17 protein-coding genes are annotated in these 19,377 nt (G+C 54.0%); 13 read left to right on the top strand and 4 right to left on the bottom strand.

Annotation, left to right across the window (positions count from 1 at the left end; translation table 11 throughout):
• The first annotated feature begins 1 nt into the window (after position 1).
• Both nqrF and G7G_RS0110795 read left to right on the top strand, forming a co-directional pair.
• Positions 2–1,225, top strand: coding sequence for an NADH:ubiquinone reductase (Na(+)-transporting) subunit F (gene nqrF / locus G7G_RS0110790; RefSeq protein WP_010441342.1), 1,224 nt, complete (start codon positions 2–4; stop codon positions 1,223–1,225).
• Positions 1,226–1,328: 103 nt separating this feature from the next.
• Complete coding sequence (locus G7G_RS0110795; protein WP_029621920.1) at positions 1,329–2,132, top strand: metallophosphoesterase family protein; 804 nt, start codon at positions 1,329–1,331, stop codon at positions 2,130–2,132.
• 3 nt (positions 2,133–2,135) lie between these two features.
• On the opposite strand, the gene G7G_RS0110800 is transcribed toward G7G_RS0110795, so the two are convergent.
• Positions 2,136–2,660 carry a CBS domain-containing protein gene (locus tag G7G_RS0110800; protein ID WP_010441346.1) on the bottom strand — a complete coding sequence of 175 codons (525 nt, stop codon included), beginning with the start codon at positions 2,658–2,660 and terminating at the stop codon, positions 2,136–2,138.
• A gap of 121 nt (positions 2,661–2,781) precedes the next feature.
• Here G7G_RS0110800 and G7G_RS0110805 point away from each other — a divergent pair, with 121 nt between their 5' ends.
• The 7 genes from G7G_RS0110805 (at position 2,782) to G7G_RS0110835 (ending at position 10,074) form a co-directional block, all read left to right on the top strand.
• Entirely contained in the window at positions 2,782–2,967 is a 186-nt protein-coding gene (locus G7G_RS0110805; RefSeq protein WP_010441349.1) for a hypothetical protein, read from the top strand.
• 67 nt (positions 2,968–3,034) lie between these two features.
• On the top strand, positions 3,035–4,060 hold the full coding sequence (locus G7G_RS0110810) for an FAD:protein FMN transferase (RefSeq protein ID WP_010441350.1): 1,026 nt from the start codon (positions 3,035–3,037) through the stop codon (positions 4,058–4,060).
• A gap of 15 nt (positions 4,061–4,075) precedes the next feature.
• Entirely contained in the window at positions 4,076–4,306 is a 231-nt protein-coding gene (nqrM, locus tag G7G_RS0110815) for a (Na+)-NQR maturation NqrM (RefSeq protein ID WP_010441352.1), read from the top strand.
• A 15-nt stretch (positions 4,307–4,321) separates the two neighbouring features.
• Positions 4,322–5,992: a sulfatase-like hydrolase/transferase gene (locus G7G_RS0110820; RefSeq protein ID WP_029621924.1), complete on the top strand. Its 1,671-nt coding sequence runs from the start codon at positions 4,322–4,324 to the stop codon at positions 5,990–5,992.
• Between the two features lie 84 nt (positions 5,993–6,076).
• Positions 6,077–7,594, top strand: coding sequence for a 2,3-bisphosphoglycerate-independent phosphoglycerate mutase (gpmI, locus tag G7G_RS0110825; protein WP_010441356.1), 1,518 nt, complete (start codon positions 6,077–6,079; stop codon positions 7,592–7,594).
• On the top strand, positions 7,591–8,724 hold the full coding sequence (locus G7G_RS0110830; protein ID WP_010441357.1) for a murein hydrolase activator EnvC family protein: 1,134 nt from the start codon (positions 7,591–7,593) through the stop codon (positions 8,722–8,724). The genes gpmI and G7G_RS0110830 overlap by 4 nt, the downstream gene beginning before the upstream one ends.
• A 6-nt stretch (positions 8,725–8,730) precedes the next feature.
• Positions 8,731–10,074, top strand: coding sequence for a S41 family peptidase (locus G7G_RS0110835; protein ID WP_010441359.1), 1,344 nt, complete (start codon positions 8,731–8,733; stop codon positions 10,072–10,074).
• A 47-nt stretch (positions 10,075–10,121) separates the two neighbouring features.
• On the opposite strand, the gene G7G_RS0110840 is transcribed toward G7G_RS0110835, so the two are convergent.
• From G7G_RS0110840 to G7G_RS0110850, 3 genes are all read right to left on the bottom strand, one after another.
• Entirely contained in the window at positions 10,122–11,648 is a 1,527-nt protein-coding gene (locus G7G_RS0110840) for an MFS transporter (protein WP_010441361.1), read from the bottom strand.
• A gap of 103 nt (positions 11,649–11,751) precedes the next feature.
• Positions 11,752–12,108 (bottom strand): hypothetical protein, encoded by a 357-nt coding sequence (locus G7G_RS0110845; protein ID WP_375154072.1) that lies wholly within the window; start codon positions 12,106–12,108, stop codon positions 11,752–11,754.
• Between the two features lie 6 nt (positions 12,109–12,114).
• Positions 12,115–12,876 carry a DUF6478 family protein gene (locus G7G_RS0110850; RefSeq protein WP_010441365.1) on the bottom strand — a complete coding sequence of 254 codons (762 nt, stop codon included), beginning with the start codon at positions 12,874–12,876 and terminating at the stop codon, positions 12,115–12,117.
• Positions 12,877–13,104: 228 nt separating this feature from the next.
• On the opposite strand from G7G_RS0110850, the gene G7G_RS22940 reads away from it, so the two are divergent.
• From G7G_RS22940 to G7G_RS0110870, 4 genes are read left to right on the top strand one after another with little or no spacing between them, the layout of a single operon-like run.
• Entirely contained in the window at positions 13,105–16,200 is a 3,096-nt protein-coding gene (locus tag G7G_RS22940) for an ABC transporter transmembrane domain-containing protein (RefSeq protein ID WP_010441366.1), read from the top strand.
• Positions 16,190–17,089, top strand: coding sequence for a CPBP family intramembrane glutamic endopeptidase (locus G7G_RS0110860; protein WP_010441368.1), 900 nt, complete (start codon positions 16,190–16,192; stop codon positions 17,087–17,089). Before G7G_RS22940 ends, G7G_RS0110860 begins: the two co-directional genes overlap by 11 nt.
• 59 nt (positions 17,090–17,148) lie before the next feature.
• Positions 17,149–18,081 carry an acetyl-CoA carboxylase, carboxyltransferase subunit beta gene (accD, locus tag G7G_RS0110865; protein WP_029621926.1) on the top strand — a complete coding sequence of 311 codons (933 nt, stop codon included), beginning with the start codon at positions 17,149–17,151 and terminating at the stop codon, positions 18,079–18,081.
• Positions 18,078–19,352, top strand: coding sequence for a bifunctional folylpolyglutamate synthase/dihydrofolate synthase (locus G7G_RS0110870; RefSeq protein ID WP_010441372.1), 1,275 nt, complete (start codon positions 18,078–18,080; stop codon positions 19,350–19,352). Before accD ends, G7G_RS0110870 begins: the two co-directional genes overlap by 4 nt.
• Positions 19,353–19,377: the final 25 nt, after the last annotated feature.

Raw genomic sequence — 19,377 nt, forward strand, 5'->3', positions numbered from 1 at the left:
AATGGAAACTTTTAGCCTTGGCGTAATCCTTTTTACCCTGATCGTTCTGGCGCTGGTGGCCATCATTATGGCGGCCCGATCCAAGCTGGTGTCGACCGGTGATGTCAACATCACCATCAATGGCGAGAAAACTATCTCGGTTCCCGCAGGAGGCAAACTGCTGCAAACGCTTGCGGCGGAGAAGCTGTTTGTCCCATCGGCCTGCGGCGGTGGCGGGACGTGCGCGCAATGTCGTGTTAAAGTGCATTCGGGCGGAGGATCTATCCTGCCCACCGAGGAAAGCCATATCACCAAGCGTGAGGCGGCTTGCGGTGATCGCCTATCTTGTCAGGTTGCCGTCAAGCAGGACATGGATATCGAAGTTCCTGAAGAAGTCTTTGGCGTCAAAAAATGGGAATGCACCGTTCGTTCGAACGAGAATGTAGCAACCTTCATCAAGGCCCTGACACTGGACCTGCCTGAAGGCGAAGATGTGAACTTCCGCGCCGGTGGTTACATCCAGATCGAAGCGCCCGCGCACCAGTTGGCTTATACGGATTTCGACGTCGAAGAGGAGTACCGCGAGGATTGGGATCGCTTCAACCTGTGGCAGTACAAATCCGTCGTCGCCGAACCGATCGAACGCGCCTATTCCATGGCCAACTACCCGGATGAAAAAGGCATGATCATGCTGAACGTCCGCGTGGCGTCGCCCCCTCCGGGGTCCGAAGGTATCCCGCCGGGTCAGATGTCGTCGTATATCTTCAACCTGAAACCGGGCGACAAAGTCACAATCTCGGGTCCATTTGGTGAGTTCTTTGCTCGCGAGACCGAGAAAGAGATGGTCTTCATCGGTGGTGGTGCTGGTATGGCCCCGATGCGCAGTCATATCTTTGACCAGCTCAAACGTCTTGAGAACCGCAACCGCAAGATCAGTTTCTGGTATGGCGCGCGTTCGAAGAAAGAAATGTTCTTTGTCGAGGATTTCGACACTCTGGCCAAAGAGTTCGACAATTTCGAATGGCACGTCGCTCTGTCGGATGCCCAACCCGAGGACGATTGGAAAGGCTACACCGGCTTTATCCATAACGTTCTGTTCGAAGAATACCTCAAGAACCACCCCGCACCTGAAGATTGCGAATACTACATGTGTGGTCCGCCGATCATGAACCAGTCGGTCATCAACATGCTGCTGGATCTGGGCGTGGATCGCGAAGACATTATGCTCGACGATTTCGGCGGATAGACAGTATTGATCGGTTCCATCCTTTGGAACCGATTTTTTTCTCAGAGTTGATCAGTCAAAAGGCACTCCGGTGCCCTATTTTTCGACTGATGCTGCGCCGTTTTTGTCTCAGAAGGTAACAGGCGATATGCTAACCGGATGGATCAAAAGGCTTTTTGCGTCCCAAGCGCTACCTGATCAGGTAATAGGCACATCCTCACTGGCACCGACAGAGAAGTTCTATGCCATCGGCGACCTTCATGGCAGGCTGGACCTCCTGCAGATGCTTTTGCCTGCATTGGACGATGATTGTCCCACAGTGTTTGTTGGCGACTACGTTGATCGAGGTGAGCACAGCGCACAGGTGTTGCGTCAGTTGCATCACCTCGACACACGTTCGAAAAAGAAAGCGATCTGCCTTAAGGGCAATCATGAGGACATGTTGCTTGGGTTTCTACATGATCCAAGAAAATGGGAGCGTGTTTGGCTGCACAATGGTGGTGCCCAGACCTTGGCCTCATTTGACCTGACAGATATTGAACTCTCTGATCCAGATGCCGTCGCTGAAGCGCTTCGGGGTGCGATGGGGCAATCCCTTGTGGATTGGCTGTTTGATCGTCCGCTGACCTGGACAAGTGGCAATGTGACCGTTGTTCACGCTGCGCTTGACCCGTCGCAGCTGGTCGACGGACAGCAAGACAGCACCTGCCTCTGGGGACACCCGCAATTTCGTAAGAAACGTCGAAAAGACGGGCAGTGGGTAGTGCATGGGCATACGATCGTCGACGAGCCCATGATTGAGAATGACGTCATTTCTATCGACACCGGTGCATTCGTCACCGACCGACTGACTGCCGCGGAAATCTCACCCGGTTCTGTCCGATTTATCTCGGCGAGTCACACCGGAATCGACTGGGAATTGGCTTAAGAGTTAGCCGACAATCATCTGTTTCATTCTAAGCGCTTCATATTCCAGTTCCTTCAATCGGAAATGGACTACGTCCCCGATAGTAATAACGCCGCGCAAATTGCCGTCACTTAAAACAGGCATGTGCCGGAAGCGACCCTCGGTCATAGTTTTCAGCACATCGTTCAGATAGTCGTCTGGGCTACAGGTTTTGACCTCAGTCGTCATCAGGTCGGCCACAGATTGAGGCAATGTCTGACCGGGTGTTTCCGCCATTCGGCGAACAATATCACGTTCAGATAGGATCCCTTGCAACGAACCATTCTGATCCGTGACCACAACCGCACCAATGCGCTTTTCCCGTAAGATATCTACAACTGAATGGATCGTATCGTTGGGTCGTACAGAAAAAACAGCATCCCCTTTGCCTTCCAGCAGTTTTGAAACCGTTGTCTGTGTGTGCGACAGGTTTGTTTCAACTGACTGACTGCGAGTCGCCTTCGCGGCCTTGTCGCCACGGGTCGGGGGCTGGTAAGAGCTTGGGGCCATGGGCGGTCTCCTCTTTCACAGGTAGTGTCCTTATTCTCTACCTTACCGCAGGGATAGGCGCTGTATAGGTGCAAATTCGAAAACCGAAGTACCGGACTACTTTACAAGGAGTTCCAAGTTCTTGAGCGAGCTTTACCTGACCCCGCCGGTTGCTGCGTTGATCTTGTTTGTTGTCGTTGTCTGTGGTCACAATTTCCGCATGGTGTGGAAACAACAACCCTCAGGCTGGCAAAAACGCGCATGGATCTTTGGTGTGCCAGCCACGATTGGGCTTCTTGCCCTTGCGTTTTTGCCGCTCAAGATCTGACGCCGGTTTGACTCTGAACAGGGCCGCTGGCATATGCCGGGCAAGACTACTCGCAGGAGATCGCCCCATGCGCCCGTTGATTGCCTTGGCTTCGTTGTTGTTCGTTTCGGCTTGCCTGTTTGACAAGGAACCTGATGTGGTGCGCCTGTCTGGCGAGACTATGGGTACCACGTTCAACATTACCGCTATCGGCGATGATCTGGACGAAGCTGCACTGGGTCAGGCGGTTCAGGAGACACTGGCACAAGTTAACGCAAAGATGTCAAACTGGGACCCGAATTCCGAGGTTTCGACCTTCTCGGCCTCAGACAGCACAGAACCAATGCCGGTTTCAGATGAGTTTGCGTTCGTGATCGAAGCCGCAAACGAGGTGCATGAGAAGTCTGGTGGTACGTTCGATGTCACCCTTGGTCCGCTGATCGAGTTGTGGGGATTCGGCCCGCGCAAACCCGAAGACCCGGTTCCTGCCGATGCTGAAATTGCAACAGCGTTGGCTCAGGTGGGTCAGGCCCGCCTACTGATATTGGATAGTGCGGCCCGCACACTTGCGAAATCAGACGCAGGAGTGGGGATCAATTTGTCTGCGATTGCCAAAGGCTATGGTATCGATGCGGTTGCTGCACAGCTGCGCGACGCTGGTATCGAGAACTATATGGTCGAGATTGGTGGTGATCTAGTGGCCATGGGTGAGAACGACAAGGGCGAAAGCTGGCGGATTGGTATCGAAAAGCCCGAAGCTGGCACACAAGCCATCCAGCTAATCGTTCCGCTGGATAATCTGGGGATGGCAACTTCGGGTGATTATAAGAACTTCTTTGAACAAGACGGTGTGCGTTACTCGCACATTATCGACCCGGTCACGGGACGGCCGATCACTCATCGCACCACTTCCGTCACGGTTCTGGCGGATGATGCGATGATGGCAGATGCCTGGGCGACAGCGATGCTGGCACTTGGTCAGGAAAAAGGAATGGAAATCGCGGAAAAGAATAAACTTGCCGTGTTTTTTATCTCGCGCGATGTGACAAGCGGGGAAGAAGCCTATATCACCGTACAAAGCAGCGCTTTCAAGGATGCGCTGGGAACCAACTGATCGGTAGGCACCGCTATGAGCACCTTTATTCTGGCATTCGTATTGTTACTGATCATCATGGTCGGGATGTCGTTGGGCGTGATGCTAATGGGTAAGACCATCAAAGGCAGCTGCGGTGGCTTGAATGCAATTTCCGGTGCTGACAAATGTGTGGTTTGTCAAAAGGATATCGACCCCGATAGCCCCCTGCGTGATCAGTTGCAGTGCAAGCGTGCAAAAAAGATGCTGCAACAGATGGAAGGCTAGGATAGTCCTCTTGGCATGAGCAAAGCCAAGAACGTCCTCTTCATCATGTTCGACCAATTGCGCTGGGATTACCTCAGCTGCTACGGACACCCACATCTCCATACGCCAAACATTGATAGGCTCGCTTCGAGGGGCGTGCGGTTTACCCGCGCTTACATTCAGTCCCCCATTTGTGGCAGTTCGCGCATGTCGACCTATACCGGTCGCTATGTGCATTCGCACGGCGCGTCCTGGAATAATATCCCGCTGAAAGTCGGAGAGATCACCTTGGGTGATCACTTGCGAAAGGCGGGGATGGATTGCTGGCTGGTCGGCAAGACCCATATGGCCGCGGATGCCGAAGGCATGGCCCGGCTGGGATTGGAGCCCGACAGTGTGATTGGTGCGCGCGTGGCTGAATGCGGGTTTGACGTGTTCGAGCGTGACGATGGATTGCGGGCCGAGGGACCAGATGGTTTTTACGATCCGGATGGGGCCAAGAAGTATAACGAATACCTGAAGGACAAAGGGTATGAGAGCGACAACCCCTGGCACGACTTTGCCAATTCGGGATTGGATGCGGATGGTAATGTACTGTCCGGGTGGTTTCTGAAAAACTCCTCCGAGGCGGCCAATATTGCCGAGGAAGACAGTGAAACCCCATATCTGACCACCCGTGGGATGGAGTTCATGGGTTCTCATGACGGCCCTTGGTGTTGTCATCTCAGCTATATCAAGCCTCATTGGCCTTATATTGTGCCGGAACCCTATGCATCGATGTATGGTCCCGAGCACGTTCTGCCGGTGGTTCGGTCTGAGTCAGAACGCCAGAATGCGCATCCGGTGCTGAAGGCATTCATGGACACGAAAATTGGCCAAACTTTCTCGCGTCAGGACGTACGCGAGGCCGTTATCCCTGCTTACATGGGCCTAATCAAGCAAGCCGATGACCAGATGGGGCGGCTGTTCGACTGGATGGAGAAAACCGGGCGGATGCAGGATACCATGATCGTGCTAACCTCGGACCACGGGGATTTTCTGGGCGATCACTGGATGGGCGAGAAGACATTTTTCCACGACGCTTCAACCAAAATGCCCCTGATCATTTACGATCCATCGTTCGAGGCTGATTCCACGCGCGGCACCACTTGTGACGCACTGGTCGAGTCCATCGATCTGGCCCCTACATTTCTTGAGATTGCTGGCGGGGAGCCCGCAGGCCACATCCTCGAAGGGCATTCGCTGCTGCCTATTTTGCACGGTCAGGCCGATAGCACGCCACGCGATGTGGCAATCTGCGAATATGACTACTCTGCATCACCAATAGCTCAGAAGCTGAATGTCTCGGTTCGGGATGCGGTCATGTTTATGGTCGCGAACGAGAAGTGGAAGTTGATCCATTGCGAGGGTGGTTATCGCCCGCTCTTGTTCGACCTTGAGAATGATCCAAATGAGCTGACCGATCTGGGTAATAGTGCAGAGCACGCAGACATCATTGCAGAATTGTATGACCACTTGTTTGCTTGGACCCGCCGTCCGTCGCAGCGTACCACCCGGTCCGAAGAGCAACTGCTAAACATGCGCGGATCGAGCGGCGGGACTGGCATCGTGATCGGCATTTATGACGAAAATGATATGCCGCTCGAGCTGACTGTGAAGTATCGCAACCGTAAGGCACGGCCCTTTGGGGACTACACATCAGATTAATTCTGCTCTTGTAGCTTCAAAAGACGGTTCAACCTTGCACGGGCAGGGGGTAGAAGATGGCGACGCCGAAATCGGAGAGCACTCATGACCGCCCCCAAACCCGTTGTTCTGTGTATCCTTGATGGTTGGGGGCTGTCCGATGACACCAAAGCCAATGCGCCATATCTGGCAAACACGCCAACCTTTGATGCCCTCGTGGCGGAAGGGCCACATGCGCAACTGATTACGCACGGGCCGGATGTGGGCCTGCCAAGCGGCCAGATGGGAAACTCCGAAGTCGGTCACACCAATATTGGGGCAGGGCGCGTGGTTGCGATGGATCTGGGCCAGATCGATCTGGCGATCGAAGACGGTTCTTTTTCCAACAATGAAGCACTGCAAGATTTTATCGCCAAGGTGAAAGCAACAGGTGGTACAGCCCATCTGATGGGATTGGTCTCGGATGGTGGTGTACATGGACACCTTGATCACATCGTAGCCGCTGCGAAAGCCATTACCGATGCCGGCGTTCCAGTTGCGTTGCATGCCATCACAGACGGGCGCGATGTGGCGCCGAAATCAGCCTTTATCTACATTGCGGAGCTCGAAGATCGTTTGCCCGAAAGGGCAAAGATCGTCACGGTCTGCGGGCGATACTATGCCATGGACCGTGATAATCGCTGGGAACGCGTTTCTGAGGCTTATGACGCGATTGTCAAAGGGCAGGGGCGTACCGTGGTCTCGGCACATGAGGCTGTTGATCACGCCTATAACCAATCCGAGACAGACGAGTTCATCGCGCCCACGGTGGTCAACGGGTACTCGGACATCCAGGACGGTGACGGATTTTTCTGTCTGAACTTCCGTGCCGACCGCGCCCGCGAGATACTGCGCGCAATTGGCGAACCAGGTTTTGCAGATTTTGACACTGGCCCGCGCCCGCAGTTATCGGCTTTGCTTGGCATGGTCGAATACTCCGACGGCCACAATGCCTATATGACGACCGTATTTCCTAAGCGGGACATCGTGAATACTCTGGGCGAATGGGTTGCGAAACAGGGTTTGCGCCAGTTTCGGCTGGCCGAAACTGAAAAATACCCCCATGTGACCTTTTTTCTAAACGGTGGCATAGAACAACCCGAAGAGGGCGAAGATCGTTTCATGCCCAAATCGCCCAAAGTGGCGACATATGACCTGCAACCCGAAATGTCCTCGGCCGAGGTGACCAGTAAATTCGTCGAGGCAATACATGACGGATATGATCTGATAGTCACAAATTATGCCAACCCCGACATGGTCGGTCATACCGGTGATCTGCAGGCTGCGATTGATGCTTGCGAGGCGGTCGACCAGGGATTGGCCCAAGTCGTAGCTGCCTTAAAGCAGGTGGGTGGCGCGATGATCGTGACCGCTGATCATGGCAATTGTGAAATGATGGTTGATCCGGAAACCGGCGGTCCGCACACCGCACATACTTTGAACCCTGTTCCAGTTGTATTGGTTGGCGGCCCCGAAAATGCAACCCTGCGCGATGGGCGTCTGGCCGATCTGGCTCCAACGCTGCTGGAACTTATGGAACTACCAAAACCTACAGAAATGACTGGAGAAAGTCTGCTGACATGAGGATTCGACCGGTCCTCATATCAGTGTTGATTTGGTCGACGCCTGTCAATGCGCAAACTAACCCGTCTATGGCGGCGCTAGAGGCGGCGGAGATGCTTGAGCAAGCCTCGATAGCTCTGACCGAGGCTGACAGTGCACGTGATCGGGTCAAAGCGCTGACCGAAACGCTTCAGGCGTACGAGGCTGGTCTGACCGCGATGCGTGACGGCCTGCGTCGTGCGGCCCTACGAGAAGCGCAATTGACGGCGGAACTTCAGGTGAGGGAACAGGAGGTGGCGCAGCTGCTTGGTGTTCTGCAGACTATCGAGACCACCGCGCCACCGGTACTGATGCTGCACCCCTCCGGCCCATTGGGAGCGGCTAGAACGGGTATGATGCTGTCAGAGGTTACGCCTGGCCTGAACACTCAAGCCCAGGATCTTGCAGCCGATTTGCAAGAAGTCCAAACGCTGCGCCAGCTCCAGCAGAATGCCGCCAATACCCTGACAAAAGGTCTGACGGGGGTGCAAGATGCTCGTACGAAACTGAGCGAGGCTATTGCGGACCGTACTGACCTACCGCGCCGCTTTGTCGAAGATCCCGTGCGCACCGCTATTTTGATATCTTCGACCGAAACGCTGGACGGGTTTGCCAGTGGATTGTCTGAGATTTCCGATGGCGAAATCGCAGATACAAACGCCGATATCGCGGATCAGAAAGGCCATATCGCCCTACCCACCAAAGGGGTCATTCTTCACCGATCGGGGGAAACAGATGCGGCTGGCGTTACGCGCGCCGGTCTTGTGTTGGGAACGCGGCCTCGCGCATTGGTAACGTCACCCACAGCCGCAACGATCCGCTACCGAGGACCATTGCTGGATCTGGGGAACCTAGTGATCCTTGAGCCTCAATCTGGGCTGCTCTTTGTGTTCTCGGGTTTACAAGAGGTGTATGGCAATACGGGAGAGGTGATCCCGGAAGGCACTCCAGTGGGTTTAATGCCGGGTGAAACCCCGGGAATCGGCGCTATTATGTCAACAAGCGGTGATGGCACTGGAACTGATCGGTCAGAAACGCTCTATATAGAGGTAAGAGAAGATAACAGCCCAGTGGACCCGGAATTATGGTTCCGGACGGACAAGGATGGATAAACGAGTATGAAGAAATTTGTGATCGCCGGTCTGGCCGGCACCGTGGCGGGGTTAATCGCAACCACACAGATTGCGGGGCCCTTGTTGGCGCAAGAGGCCGAAAACAAGGCTGGAGTATATGAGCAGCTTGATCTGTTTGGCGATATTTTCGAACGTATCCGCGCCCAATATGTCGAAGAAGTCGAATCCGATGAATTGATCGAAGCGGCGATTGACGGGATGCTAACCTCGCTTGATCCGCATTCCAGCTATCTGTCGCCTGATGACGCCGAACAAATGCGAGTGCAAACGCGAGGCGAATTCGGCGGTCTTGGGATCGAAGTCACGCAGGAAGAAGGCTTTGTCAAAGTTGTCTCGCCCATGGATGATACCCCGGCAGACGCGGCCGGGATCGAAGCAGGTGATTTCATTACCCATGTCGATGGCGAAAGTATTCTTGGCCTGACTCTGGATAAAGCGGTTGATTTGATGCGTGGCCCGGTAGGGTCGGAGATCGTTATCACAGTCGTGCGCGAAGGTGAGCAGGAACCCTTTGATGTTACGATCGTGCGCGACACAATCAAACTGACAGCCGTCCGCGCGCGCACTGAAGGCACCAGTGTGGTGCTGCGTGTCACAACCTTTAATGATCAGACCTTCCCAAACCTCAAGGAAGGGTTGGAAGAACAAATTGAAGAGGCGGGTGGTATCGAAAATGTAAACGGTGTCGTTTTGGATCTGAGGAATAATCCGGGTGGTTTGCTGACGCAGGCTATCAAGGTTTCAGATGCGTTTTTGAATGAAGGTGAGATCGTTTCGACCCGTGGTCGCAATCCGGAAGACGGTGAACGGTTTAACGCCACACCCGGTGACCTGACCGGTGGTAAGCCTATTGTTGTGCTGATAAACGGCGGCTCAGCGTCGGCTTCGGAAATCGTGGCTGGCGCACTGCAGGATCACCATCGTGCGATTGTGGTTGGCACTAAGAGCTTTGGCAAAGGATCAGTCCAAACGGTAATGCCAATTCGCGGCGATGGCGCGATGCGTCTAACTACGTCTCGCTACTACACGCCCTCGGGTCGTTCGATTCAAGCGCTTGGCGTCAGCCCGGACATCATCGTCGAGCAACCCCGTAACCGACCCGATGAAGAAGATGAGGACGATGCAAACGCCCGCACCCGGTCTGAGGCCGATCTTCGTGGTAGCCTGAACAATGACAGCCTGAGCGAAGACGAGATTCGCCAGATTGAAGAGGACCGGGCCAAAGCTGAAGCGACAGCAGAACTTCGGGAAGAAGACTACCAGTTGGCCTATGCAATCGACATCCTCAAAGGTCTTTCGGCATTCAACCCAACCGGACCTTCGCAATAATAGTCGTGGGGCCGCAATAGGCGGCCCCACCTCCAAATTATTCAGCTTTATTCTTCGATCTTGTGCAGTTTTTTCTCGTCCAGCATCAGGGCAAGGATAATTCCTACCGCGACTGAGAAAGTGGCGAAGACAAAGGCCATGTTCATTCCGGTGTCAAAGGCTGCGGTAATTGCAGACTTAACTTTTTCGATTTCATCCGAACTTAATTTCTGCATTACCGCTTTTGCAGATTCTGTGGTCAGCGTCCCACCATTAATTGCCTTTTGATCGGTGTCAGACATATCAATGTCTGCAGCCGCAAGCCCAGTTTTCAGGCTTTGCAGACTGGATACATACATGACCGCAGTCGCGCAGGCGACAGATATTGCGCCGTAGACAAGATGGGTCATGAAACTCAGCCCGCCGACCAGACCGGCGCGTTCGGGCTTGACTGCGCATACAGCTGCTGTGCCTGACGGACCAACTGTCAGCGTTGCACCCAATCCAATCAGGGCCATTCCCGGTAATATCTGAAGATATCCGGCGCTGGCAGGCATTACGACCACGCTTGCTGCGCCGAGTGTCGAACAGACATATCCCCAAAAGAGCAATCGTTTGGGTCCGAAGTCATTGTAAAGCGTGCCCGAGACAATCGAGCCAACGGCCAACAGGACCGTCAGCGGGGCCAGACCCAACGCGGATTGAAAGACAGACCACCCAAGAACTTTCTGCATATACTGTGGAAAATATAACAACCCCACGAAAGCGGCGGAGACGTTGAACATGTTCAAACCCAGGGTGATCAGAAACTCTCGATTCTGCATTAACTGAGGCAGCAGCAATGGTTCCTTGACCCTCTTTTCGACCCTCGGAAACAAGAAAAACAATACAGCGCTGACAAAAAACAGCAGTATGAGAGGTAGCGACGTCCAGCCCCAGTCGGCCCCTACGTCTAAGCCGTAAAGCAGTAACAATACCGCCAATGACAGGATGCCCATACCTGCAAAATCGATATGCTCCCCTTTCTTATGCTCGGTTTCACGCTCCATCAGTAGGATGGCTGTGGCCATTGAAACGCAGGAGAACACTACGTTTGCCAGGAAAAATAGCCGCCAGTCACCCAGGTTGACCACTGCGCCGCTGATCATTGGGCCGAAGACGTTGCCTGTGGTAACACCGGCTAGAATTAATCCCATAACAAGCGCGCGGTGTTCCTCTTTCGCAACTTTGGTCGCACCAAATGCTAGAGTGCATGGCCAGACGCAACCTGCCCCTATCCCCTGCAACGCGCGCGCTCCGATCAAATAGTCCAATCCGGGCGAGACAAAGCACAAAATCGACGCAAACAAGAAAATCGAAAGGCCAATGATCATCATCCTGCGATGGCCATACATGTCACCCAAGCGACCACCGGCCACCATCGTCATGGCAAAAAACAGGGCGTAGATATTCAGAACCCATTGGGTACTGGTTATGTCTGCGTCAAAACTGCTTTCAATTGCGGGCACCAGCATCAAGGCCCCGGTGAAATCGATCCCGATACCGAATGCCGTCACCATCAGGGCGATGATTTTTATGATGCTCTTGCGATCCATGCCCTCATCACTTGATGACGGTAAGCCTCAATGATGCACGGACAACGCTGAAATGAAAGAATTTTATCGCGCATGGCTGTTAGTGATCGCGTCAAAGCCGGGTCTAAGATGCCTGAGATCTGCGAAACGCGCTCTTTAACATGTCAAGTTCAGCGCGAAGTAACGCAACCTCGGCCCGCAGATCATCAGCAGCGGGAGATCCGGCAATGACGGTAAATTCACCCAACTTCTCACCTGTTATCGTGTCACGGATTAAGAAACACTGCACACCTTCGGAAACGGCGGAAGACGGTACTGGAATGCGCAATATCCACCCCTCATCATCGGGTATCAGTTCGACATCTGGCAATTGCTCACCCAGATACTGCACTTCAACCTGAGGAGTACTTTCACTGCTCAGGTGACCTTCCCATACAGCGTTCTCAAAACTAATTGGGGTTAAGCTTGTTTGCGTCATCATGTGCCTCTAAAGATCTGCCCTGTGATGGCGGCAAAATGTCAAATCGCGTAAAACCACACGATTCATTGCAGGTTGATCAATAATCAGGTCCAGCCAGAGTTTTTCAATCCGACGTTCGTGCAATTCTAGATGTGCCAGATCGAAATCGACCGAGCATTCTGGCGTCGAAAGATCGAGCTCGCGCAGAACCTGCTCGGAGTTGGGGCCATGTTGGATGTTGAGTCGGGAAAAGACGGTTGTCGGGCGTTCGGATTCAATCACAGTGTCCACCCGCATCATGTGCTGACGAGTCAATCCAACGGCGGCATCTGGTGGAAGCTCGATGGACAACGACAGAAATGACCCTTGAAAATCAAAGATCTCTATCGCCAGGCTAAATGGTGCTAAGTCCTTTTCCCGCCGATTGCGGGTTTGCTGCAATCCAATCTCGCTCAAAGAGCAGTCGTGAAACAAGGTTACTTGCCCATCTATCTTCGCCTTACGCGGTGCGGATGCCAGTCCCTTGCGCGATGCAGGTAAACGCCAAAAATCTGGGCGCCATGACCAGTCGGTTCCCAGTGGTTTCGGAAATTGATCAGAGCCAAGCCGCGGCTGGATCAATCGATTATCAGCAATTTGGATGACCCGTTCCAGCTGCCCCCGCAATTGCCGCGCCTCATCGCGTTGACGCCTAAGCTTGGGCAAAGCCAACTGGTCGGCCAACTGCTCTGTCCGCTGAAACCGCCGGATTGTCTTGCGCAGAATATAGCGATCCAGAAATTCCCTCATCATCCTCTCTTCCAAACCTGTCTCTCTTTAGTCAAAAGCCGTGCAATGGACAAACCTGTCCTGATTAATAACGAGTGATATTTTCTGAGATCTGAACAAGACACGCAGATCAGCTGGAATTTACGGCGGCGGTACTTCACAATTCTTGCAATGGACTGGGCTGCAGCTTACCGTCGGCGTTCTGGCGAAATGGCCCCAGATCAATTAAAGTCACGACGAGGCAGGGGCATGGAACCCACCCTATTTTCATTCATCTGGAAGTATTCGAAGAAACAGCAACTGGTACTGCTGTGTTTGACGATTTTATCATTTCCGTTTCTCTATGCCTCTTTGGAGCTTCCAAAGCAGATTATCAACGATGCTATTGGTGCACCAACGGACACTGTGACTGTGCTTGGAATCACTGTGAGCCAGGTGCAGTACCTGATGATTCTGTGTTTTGCCTTCCTGGCGACGGTGATCGCCAGCGGTGTCATGAAAATGCGCATCAACACTATGAAAGGCATTTTGGCCGAACGGATGTTGCGGCGTCTTCGCTTTACTCTGATCAGTCGCTCTATGCGTTTTCCCAAATCCTATTTTGCGACAACCAGTCAGGGTGAGCTGGTGTCGATGATTACTTCCGAGGCCGAGCCAATGGGCGGGCTGATGGGCGATGCAATAGCGCAGCCGGTGTTTCAGTTTGGTCAAATGATGACCATCGTCACCTTTTTGTTCATGCAAAGCGTCTGGTTCGGGCTTGCCAGTATAGCACTGATCCCACTGCAGGCCTGGCTGATCCCCAAGCTGCAACGCCAGATCAACCTGCTGAACAAAGACCGCATTCAGGAGGTCAGGCGGCTGAGCTCTGAAATCGGGGAAAGCGCTGCCGGGATAAGCGACCTGCGCACCAACGGTGGCTGGCGCTATAGACTGGCGCAGTTCAGCCATCGTCTGGGAACCTTGTTCGAGATCCGTTTCAAGATCTACAACAAAAAGTTCTTTATGAAATTCCTCAATAATCTGATCACTCAGATTACGCCCTTTTTATTTTACTCGGTGGGCGGGTATCTGGCGATCACCGGTGAGGTGACAGTGGGCGCGCTGGTGGCCGCGCTTGGTGCCTACAAGGACCTCAGCGGCCCGTGGAAAGACCTGTTGACCTACTACAATCAGGTGCAGGATATGTCGCTGCGCTGGGAGATCGTGATCGAGCGTTTTGCGCCTTCAAACATGATACCTGAGCGGTTGTTTGATGGCGTTCCAGATACCATCCCGCATCTCACCGGGGATATCGAGTTGCGAAACGTGACGGTTCGTGACGATGACGGCAAAACGATCCTCGAAGATATCGATCTGACAATTCCGAAAGGGGCCCGGATCGCCATTCAGTCCAAACACGCCTCTGAGCGTAGTGCGCTTGCGCAGCTACTGACGCGCGAGCTGCTTCCGGTTCAGGGAGAGGTCTTGATGGCCGGTCATAACCTGAGCGACCTTCATCAAGCGGTGATTGCCGCAAGGATCGGCTATGCTTACTCACGACCGTATTTGTTTGACGGAACGCTGGGGGACAACCTCTTGATGCCATTGCGCACGCATCCTCAGCACGAACAAGATGCGCTCAGAGTGCCCTCGCGCCGTCAAATCGAGGCGGTTCGGGCAGGGAACCCTCCGGATTCCTTGTCTGATGAATGGATCGACCCAGGTCTAGCGGGTCTCGACGACATCGAAGACATTCGCGACTGGTGGTTCCAGCTTGTCGAAGCTATGGGCATCGATGAATTTATGTTTCGCCGAACGTTGCGTTCTCAATTCGATCCGAAAGTGCACCCGGCGCTGGCAGAGGAAATCGTCAATCTGCGTGGTACTGTTGCGACCCGACTGCAGGAGCGAGGGTTGGACAAATATGTTTACCGGTTCGATCCGGACCAGTTCAATCCAGCGGTTCCTTTGGGTGGTAACCTGCTTTTTGCCTCGCCAACGCAGGACATAGCGCCTGACATCCTTGCAGGTGATGACCGGTTCCTATCGCTGCTCAGGGCCAATGATCTTGATGGTGATGCGCTCGGGATTGCCGAGGCTGTACTGGAAACCTTGAACCAGACTTTCGGGCGTGACGGCGCTGATCACCCGCTGTTTCTAAGGCTCGGCATGACGAAGGACATGTATCACCGTCTGCTGGATATCGAAGAGCGCCGCAAGACCAAAGGAGATGACTCTATCGGTGATCAGGAACGCGCACTTCTGCTGACCGTGCCGTTCATGCTGACAGCCGAGCAAATTGGCCCCAGCTTCCCTGAGGAATACAAGGAAAAGATCCTTTCCATCCGTCGCACTCAGGCTGAACGGTTGCGGGCAGCCATGGGGTCAATGTTTATCCCGGTGTCGCCGGACACCTATGTTCCACGCCTGACAGCCATGGAGAATGCTCTGTATGGTCGCGTCTCGATCATGGCCGGGGCTCAGGCCGAAGAGATCGAAGATCTTGTGGCCGAAGTACTGAACGAGGCTGGGCTACGTCGCAGGGCTGCCGCAATCATATATGACCTGCCGTCCGGACTGGGCGGGAACAACCTGCCAACTGTTTTTCAGGAACGCGCTGCGTTTTCACGAGCGGGAATAAAGCGACCGGATATATTGATCCTAGACAAAGCGCTGGCCAGCCATGATTCAGAGAGCCGCTTGAGAACCCGCCTGAAATTACGCGAATTGTTGCCCGATTCAGTTATGATTTTCATGGAGGATCACTTCGCCCATCCTGAAGCCTATGATTTGTTTGTGGAAATCAAAGATGGTCGAATTGACGGTGTGTCGCGTGTTGCCACAACTGGTGAGGATGACACGTCGGATGATCTGAGCCGAAAGCTAAAGATCATTTCTTCTACCGAGTTGTTTGCACGCTTGGACGGGCGCAACCAACGGCTTCTTGCCTTTTCGGCCCAATGGTACGAGGCGGCGGCTGGTCAAACCATATTTGCGCGTGGTCAGGCGCCGGATGCAGCCTATTTGTGTATCTCTGGTAAGGCCAGCGTGAACTGGATCAATGAGCACGGTGAAAACCGCTCGATCTCGACGGTAGAGCCAGGGCGCCTGATCGGTGATTTGGCGATCATTACCAATGAGCCTCGCCAATTGGATCTGGTGGCTCTCACGGATTGTTCCTTCCTACGAATTGGTGCCGAAGAATTACGGGCAGTAATCGAAAGTGATGCAGGTGTGGCGGTGAGGCTCCTTGAAACGGTGGCCGGCTATCTGACCACCGTTTCAGAACGGCTGCGTGACGGTAGCACGCTGATTGGTGAAGAACCGCCTGTGACAGATGTTGAGCGAAACGATGAACACTAGAGAACAGCCCGGCGCTTATAAATGCCATCAACACCTGATTGAGGACGCCAGCAGGCATCCAGAGATCTGGCGTCTTTTGGCAGGGTTAACGCTGGTAGCAGTGGTTGTGGTGACGCTCAACGCAATTTTATTTGCTACTGTCGTCAGCCTGGGCCCGCCTGGATCAGCGGCTGCCTTTCTCACGGGGTCTTCCCCATTTGCACTGCTTATCGTGCTAGCCAGTTTTATTTTCGCCACGCTGGGGGTCGCGCTGGGTGCAAGATTGTTTCAGCACCGTTCGCTGTCTTCCATCGTCGGAAATCAGTCGATCGCCCTGCGGCAGTTCTGGCGCGTCCTACGCGCGCTGCTCATACTTAGTTTCGTAATATTGGCGTTACCGCCCTACGATCTGGGTGAACCATTGTTAGTCAACCTTGGCTGGTCCAAATGGCTTCTACTGTTACCTTTGTCCTTGGGTGCGGTTTTCATTCAGACGAGCGCCGAAGAAATTCTGTTTCGCGGCTACCTTCAACAAAGTCTCGCTGCGCGGTTCCGGTCTCCAGTTATCTGGATGGGGCTGCCGTCGATCTTGTTCGCTGCAGGTCATTATAGTCCTGCCACCGTTGGTGATAATGCGATCCTGATTTCCATCTGGGCCCTTACCTTCGGATTCCTGACCGCTGATCTGACTGCGCGGGCAGGGACACTTGGACCTGCCATTGCGCTGCATTTTTTTAACAACTTTGCCGCACTTCTGGTCATTTCTCTGCCCGACAACCTTGGGGGCTTGGCCTTGTTTCACCTGCCTTACGAGGCATCCGATGCGGATGCGCTCAGACCCTGGTTGTTTGTAGACTTCGCGCTGATGGTCGTTGGGTGGCTCACTGCGAGATTGGTCCTCAGGCGCTGATTGCATTTCCGGGCATTGCGTCTTATTTGACGTCAACGCCGCAATATCAAGGTTCCCACATGAACTGGATCACAAACTACGTACGCCCCCGGATCAACTCGATCTTTTCGCGCCGCGAAGTGCCTGAAAACCTTTGGCACAAGTGCGGCGAATGTGGAACCATGCTGTTTCATCGCGAACTGGCGGAGAACCAGAATGTCTGCACCCAGTGCGGCCATCATATGGCGATCACACCACGGGACCGATTCACGCATCTGTTTGACGGCGGTATTTTCTCGGAAGTTGAGGTTCCGGCCCCAAAAGATGATCCGCTGCAGTTCCGCGATCAGAAAAAATATCCCGACCGGATGAAGGCTGCTCAGAAAAAGACCGGCGAGAAAGAGGCGATGTTGGTTGCCCTTGGCGAGATAGGTCGCACGCCGATTGTAGCTGCCGCGCAGGATTTCTCGTTCATGGGCGGATCGATGGGCATGTATGTCGGCAACGCCATCATCGCCGCCGCTCAAGAGGCGGTTAAACTGAAACGCCCGCTGATCCTGTTCTCGGCTGCGGGCGGTGCGCGGATGCAGGAAGGTATTCTGAGCCTTATGCAAATGCCCCGCACAACGGTGGCAGTCGAAATGCTCAAAGAGGCAAACCTGCCCTATATCGTTGTCCTGACCCACCCAACCACAGGCGGCGTCACCGCATCTTATGCCATGCTGGGTGACGTTCACATTTCGGAGCCCAATGCATTGATCTGTTTCGCCGGACCACGCGTTATCGAACAGACGATCCGCGAAAAACTGCCTGAAGGTTTCCAGCGCGCCGAATATCTGTTGGATCACGGCATGCTTGATCGCGTGACGAAACGTACCGAGATGCGGGAAGAATTGATCACGATCACCCGCATGCTTATGAATCAGCCCCCGGCGATCAAAGGCGACTTACCCGCGCCTGAATCCGAAGAGGCCACTTCAGAGGCGCCTGCTGAGGAAGTGGTCAAAAAATGACCGCCCAATCCTCGGATGTCATCCTCGACCGGATGATGGCGCTGCACCCCAAGATCATTGATCTGACCTTGGACCGGGTTTGGCGTTTACTGGCTGCGCTCGACAATCCGCAAACAAAACTGCCGCCTGTCATCCATATCGCTGGAACCAACGGCAAAGGCTCGACCCAAGCCATGATCCGGGCAGGTCTTGAGGGGGCAGGGCGCGCGGTCCATGCCTATACGTCTCCACATCTGGCCCGGTTTCACGAACGAATCCGGTTGGGTGGTGAGTTGATTTCCGAAGCCGACCTCACCGCCGTTCTGGACGAGTGTTATGCCGCCAATGGTGGTGAAAACATCACCTATTTTGAAATCACAACCAGCGCTGCACTGCTCGCGTTTTCTCGTTCGAAAGCCGATTATACGTTGCTTGAGGTTGGATTGGGCGGGCGACTGGACGCCACGAATGTGATTGATCAACCTGCGTTGACGGTAATCACACCCGTCTCAATCGACCATGAGCAGTTTCTTGGCGATACACTTGGCAAGATCGCCGCTGAAAAGGCGGGGATCATCAAGCCAGGGGTTCCCTGTATTGTCGGCCCGCAACAGGATGAGGCGCTGGAAGTCATCGAATACACCGCAGCTCGTCTTGGCGCTCCGCTGTTCATATACGGCCAGCACTGGCATGTGCACACGGAAAATGGCCGCCTGATCTATCAGGATGAAACCGGGTTGCGCGATCTGCCCATGCCCAACCTGTTGGGAGGCCATCAAATTCATAACGCAGGTGCCGCTTTGGCTGCATTGCGCCACCTACAAATGGGTGATGATGCCTACGAGGCTGCGGTCACCAAAGCCGAATGGCCTGCCCGAATGCAGCGGTTGAAAACCGGCCCTCTGGTCGAGCAAGCCCCTCAAGCCGAGCTGTGGCTTGATGGCGGTCACAATGCAGCTGCAGGGGCGGCGTTGGCTGATGTTTTATCGTCTTTGCCAGGACGACCGACGCATATGATTTGCGGTATGTTAAACACCAAGGATGTCACTGGCTATCTCGCACCTTTGGCCACAAAAGCTGCCGGGTTGACCGCTGTGTCCATTCCCGGCGAACAGAATACGCTTAGCGCTGAAGACACAGCCGCTGCAGCCGCCAAAGTGAATCTGACCGCAACAACCGCTGACAGCGTTGCCGAGGCGCTCGCGGCAATCACTGCCCAAACCCCTCACGCGCGGGTTTTGATTTGCGGGTCCCTTTATCTCGCAGGGAACATTCTCCGAGAAAACGCCTGATCCGGTACTCGGTCAAAAATACTCC

Source organism: Ruegeria conchae (genome assembly GCF_000192475.1).
GTDB lineage: Bacteria > Pseudomonadota > Alphaproteobacteria > Rhodobacterales > Rhodobacteraceae > Ruegeria > Ruegeria conchae.

Excerpts from the sequence above, each read along its gene's own strand:
- nqrF (WP_010441342.1), top strand. The coding sequence starts at position 2 with ATGGAAACTTTTAGCCTTGGCGTAATCCTTTTTACCCTGATCGTTCTG.
- G7G_RS0110800 (WP_010441346.1), bottom strand. The coding sequence starts at position 2,660 with ATGGCCCCAAGCTCTTACCAGCCCCCGACCCGTGGCGACAAGGCCGCG.
- G7G_RS0110810 (WP_010441350.1), top strand. The coding sequence starts at position 3,035 with ATGCGCCCGTTGATTGCCTTGGCTTCGTTGTTGTTCGTTTCGGCTTGC.
- nqrM (WP_010441352.1), top strand. The coding sequence starts at position 4,076 with ATGAGCACCTTTATTCTGGCATTCGTATTGTTACTGATCATCATGGTC.
- G7G_RS0110820 (WP_029621924.1), top strand. The coding sequence starts at position 4,322 with ATGAGCAAAGCCAAGAACGTCCTCTTCATCATGTTCGACCAATTGCGC.
- gpmI (WP_010441356.1), top strand. The coding sequence starts at position 6,077 with ATGACCGCCCCCAAACCCGTTGTTCTGTGTATCCTTGATGGTTGGGGG.
- G7G_RS0110830 (WP_010441357.1), top strand. The coding sequence starts at position 7,591 with ATGAGGATTCGACCGGTCCTCATATCAGTGTTGATTTGGTCGACGCCT.
- G7G_RS0110835 (WP_010441359.1), top strand. The coding sequence starts at position 8,731 with ATGAAGAAATTTGTGATCGCCGGTCTGGCCGGCACCGTGGCGGGGTTA.
- G7G_RS0110840 (WP_010441361.1), bottom strand. The coding sequence starts at position 11,648 with ATGGATCGCAAGAGCATCATAAAAATCATCGCCCTGATGGTGACGGCA.
- G7G_RS0110845 (WP_375154072.1), bottom strand. The coding sequence starts at position 12,108 with ATGATGACGCAAACAAGCTTAACCCCAATTAGTTTTGAGAACGCTGTA.
- G7G_RS0110850 (WP_010441365.1), bottom strand. The coding sequence starts at position 12,876 with ATGAGGGAATTTCTGGATCGCTATATTCTGCGCAAGACAATCCGGCGG.
- G7G_RS22940 (WP_010441366.1), top strand. The coding sequence starts at position 13,105 with ATGGAACCCACCCTATTTTCATTCATCTGGAAGTATTCGAAGAAACAG.
- G7G_RS0110860 (WP_010441368.1), top strand. The coding sequence starts at position 16,190 with ATGAACACTAGAGAACAGCCCGGCGCTTATAAATGCCATCAACACCTG.
- accD (WP_029621926.1), top strand. The coding sequence starts at position 17,149 with ATGAACTGGATCACAAACTACGTACGCCCCCGGATCAACTCGATCTTT.
- G7G_RS0110870 (WP_010441372.1), top strand. The coding sequence starts at position 18,078 with ATGACCGCCCAATCCTCGGATGTCATCCTCGACCGGATGATGGCGCTG.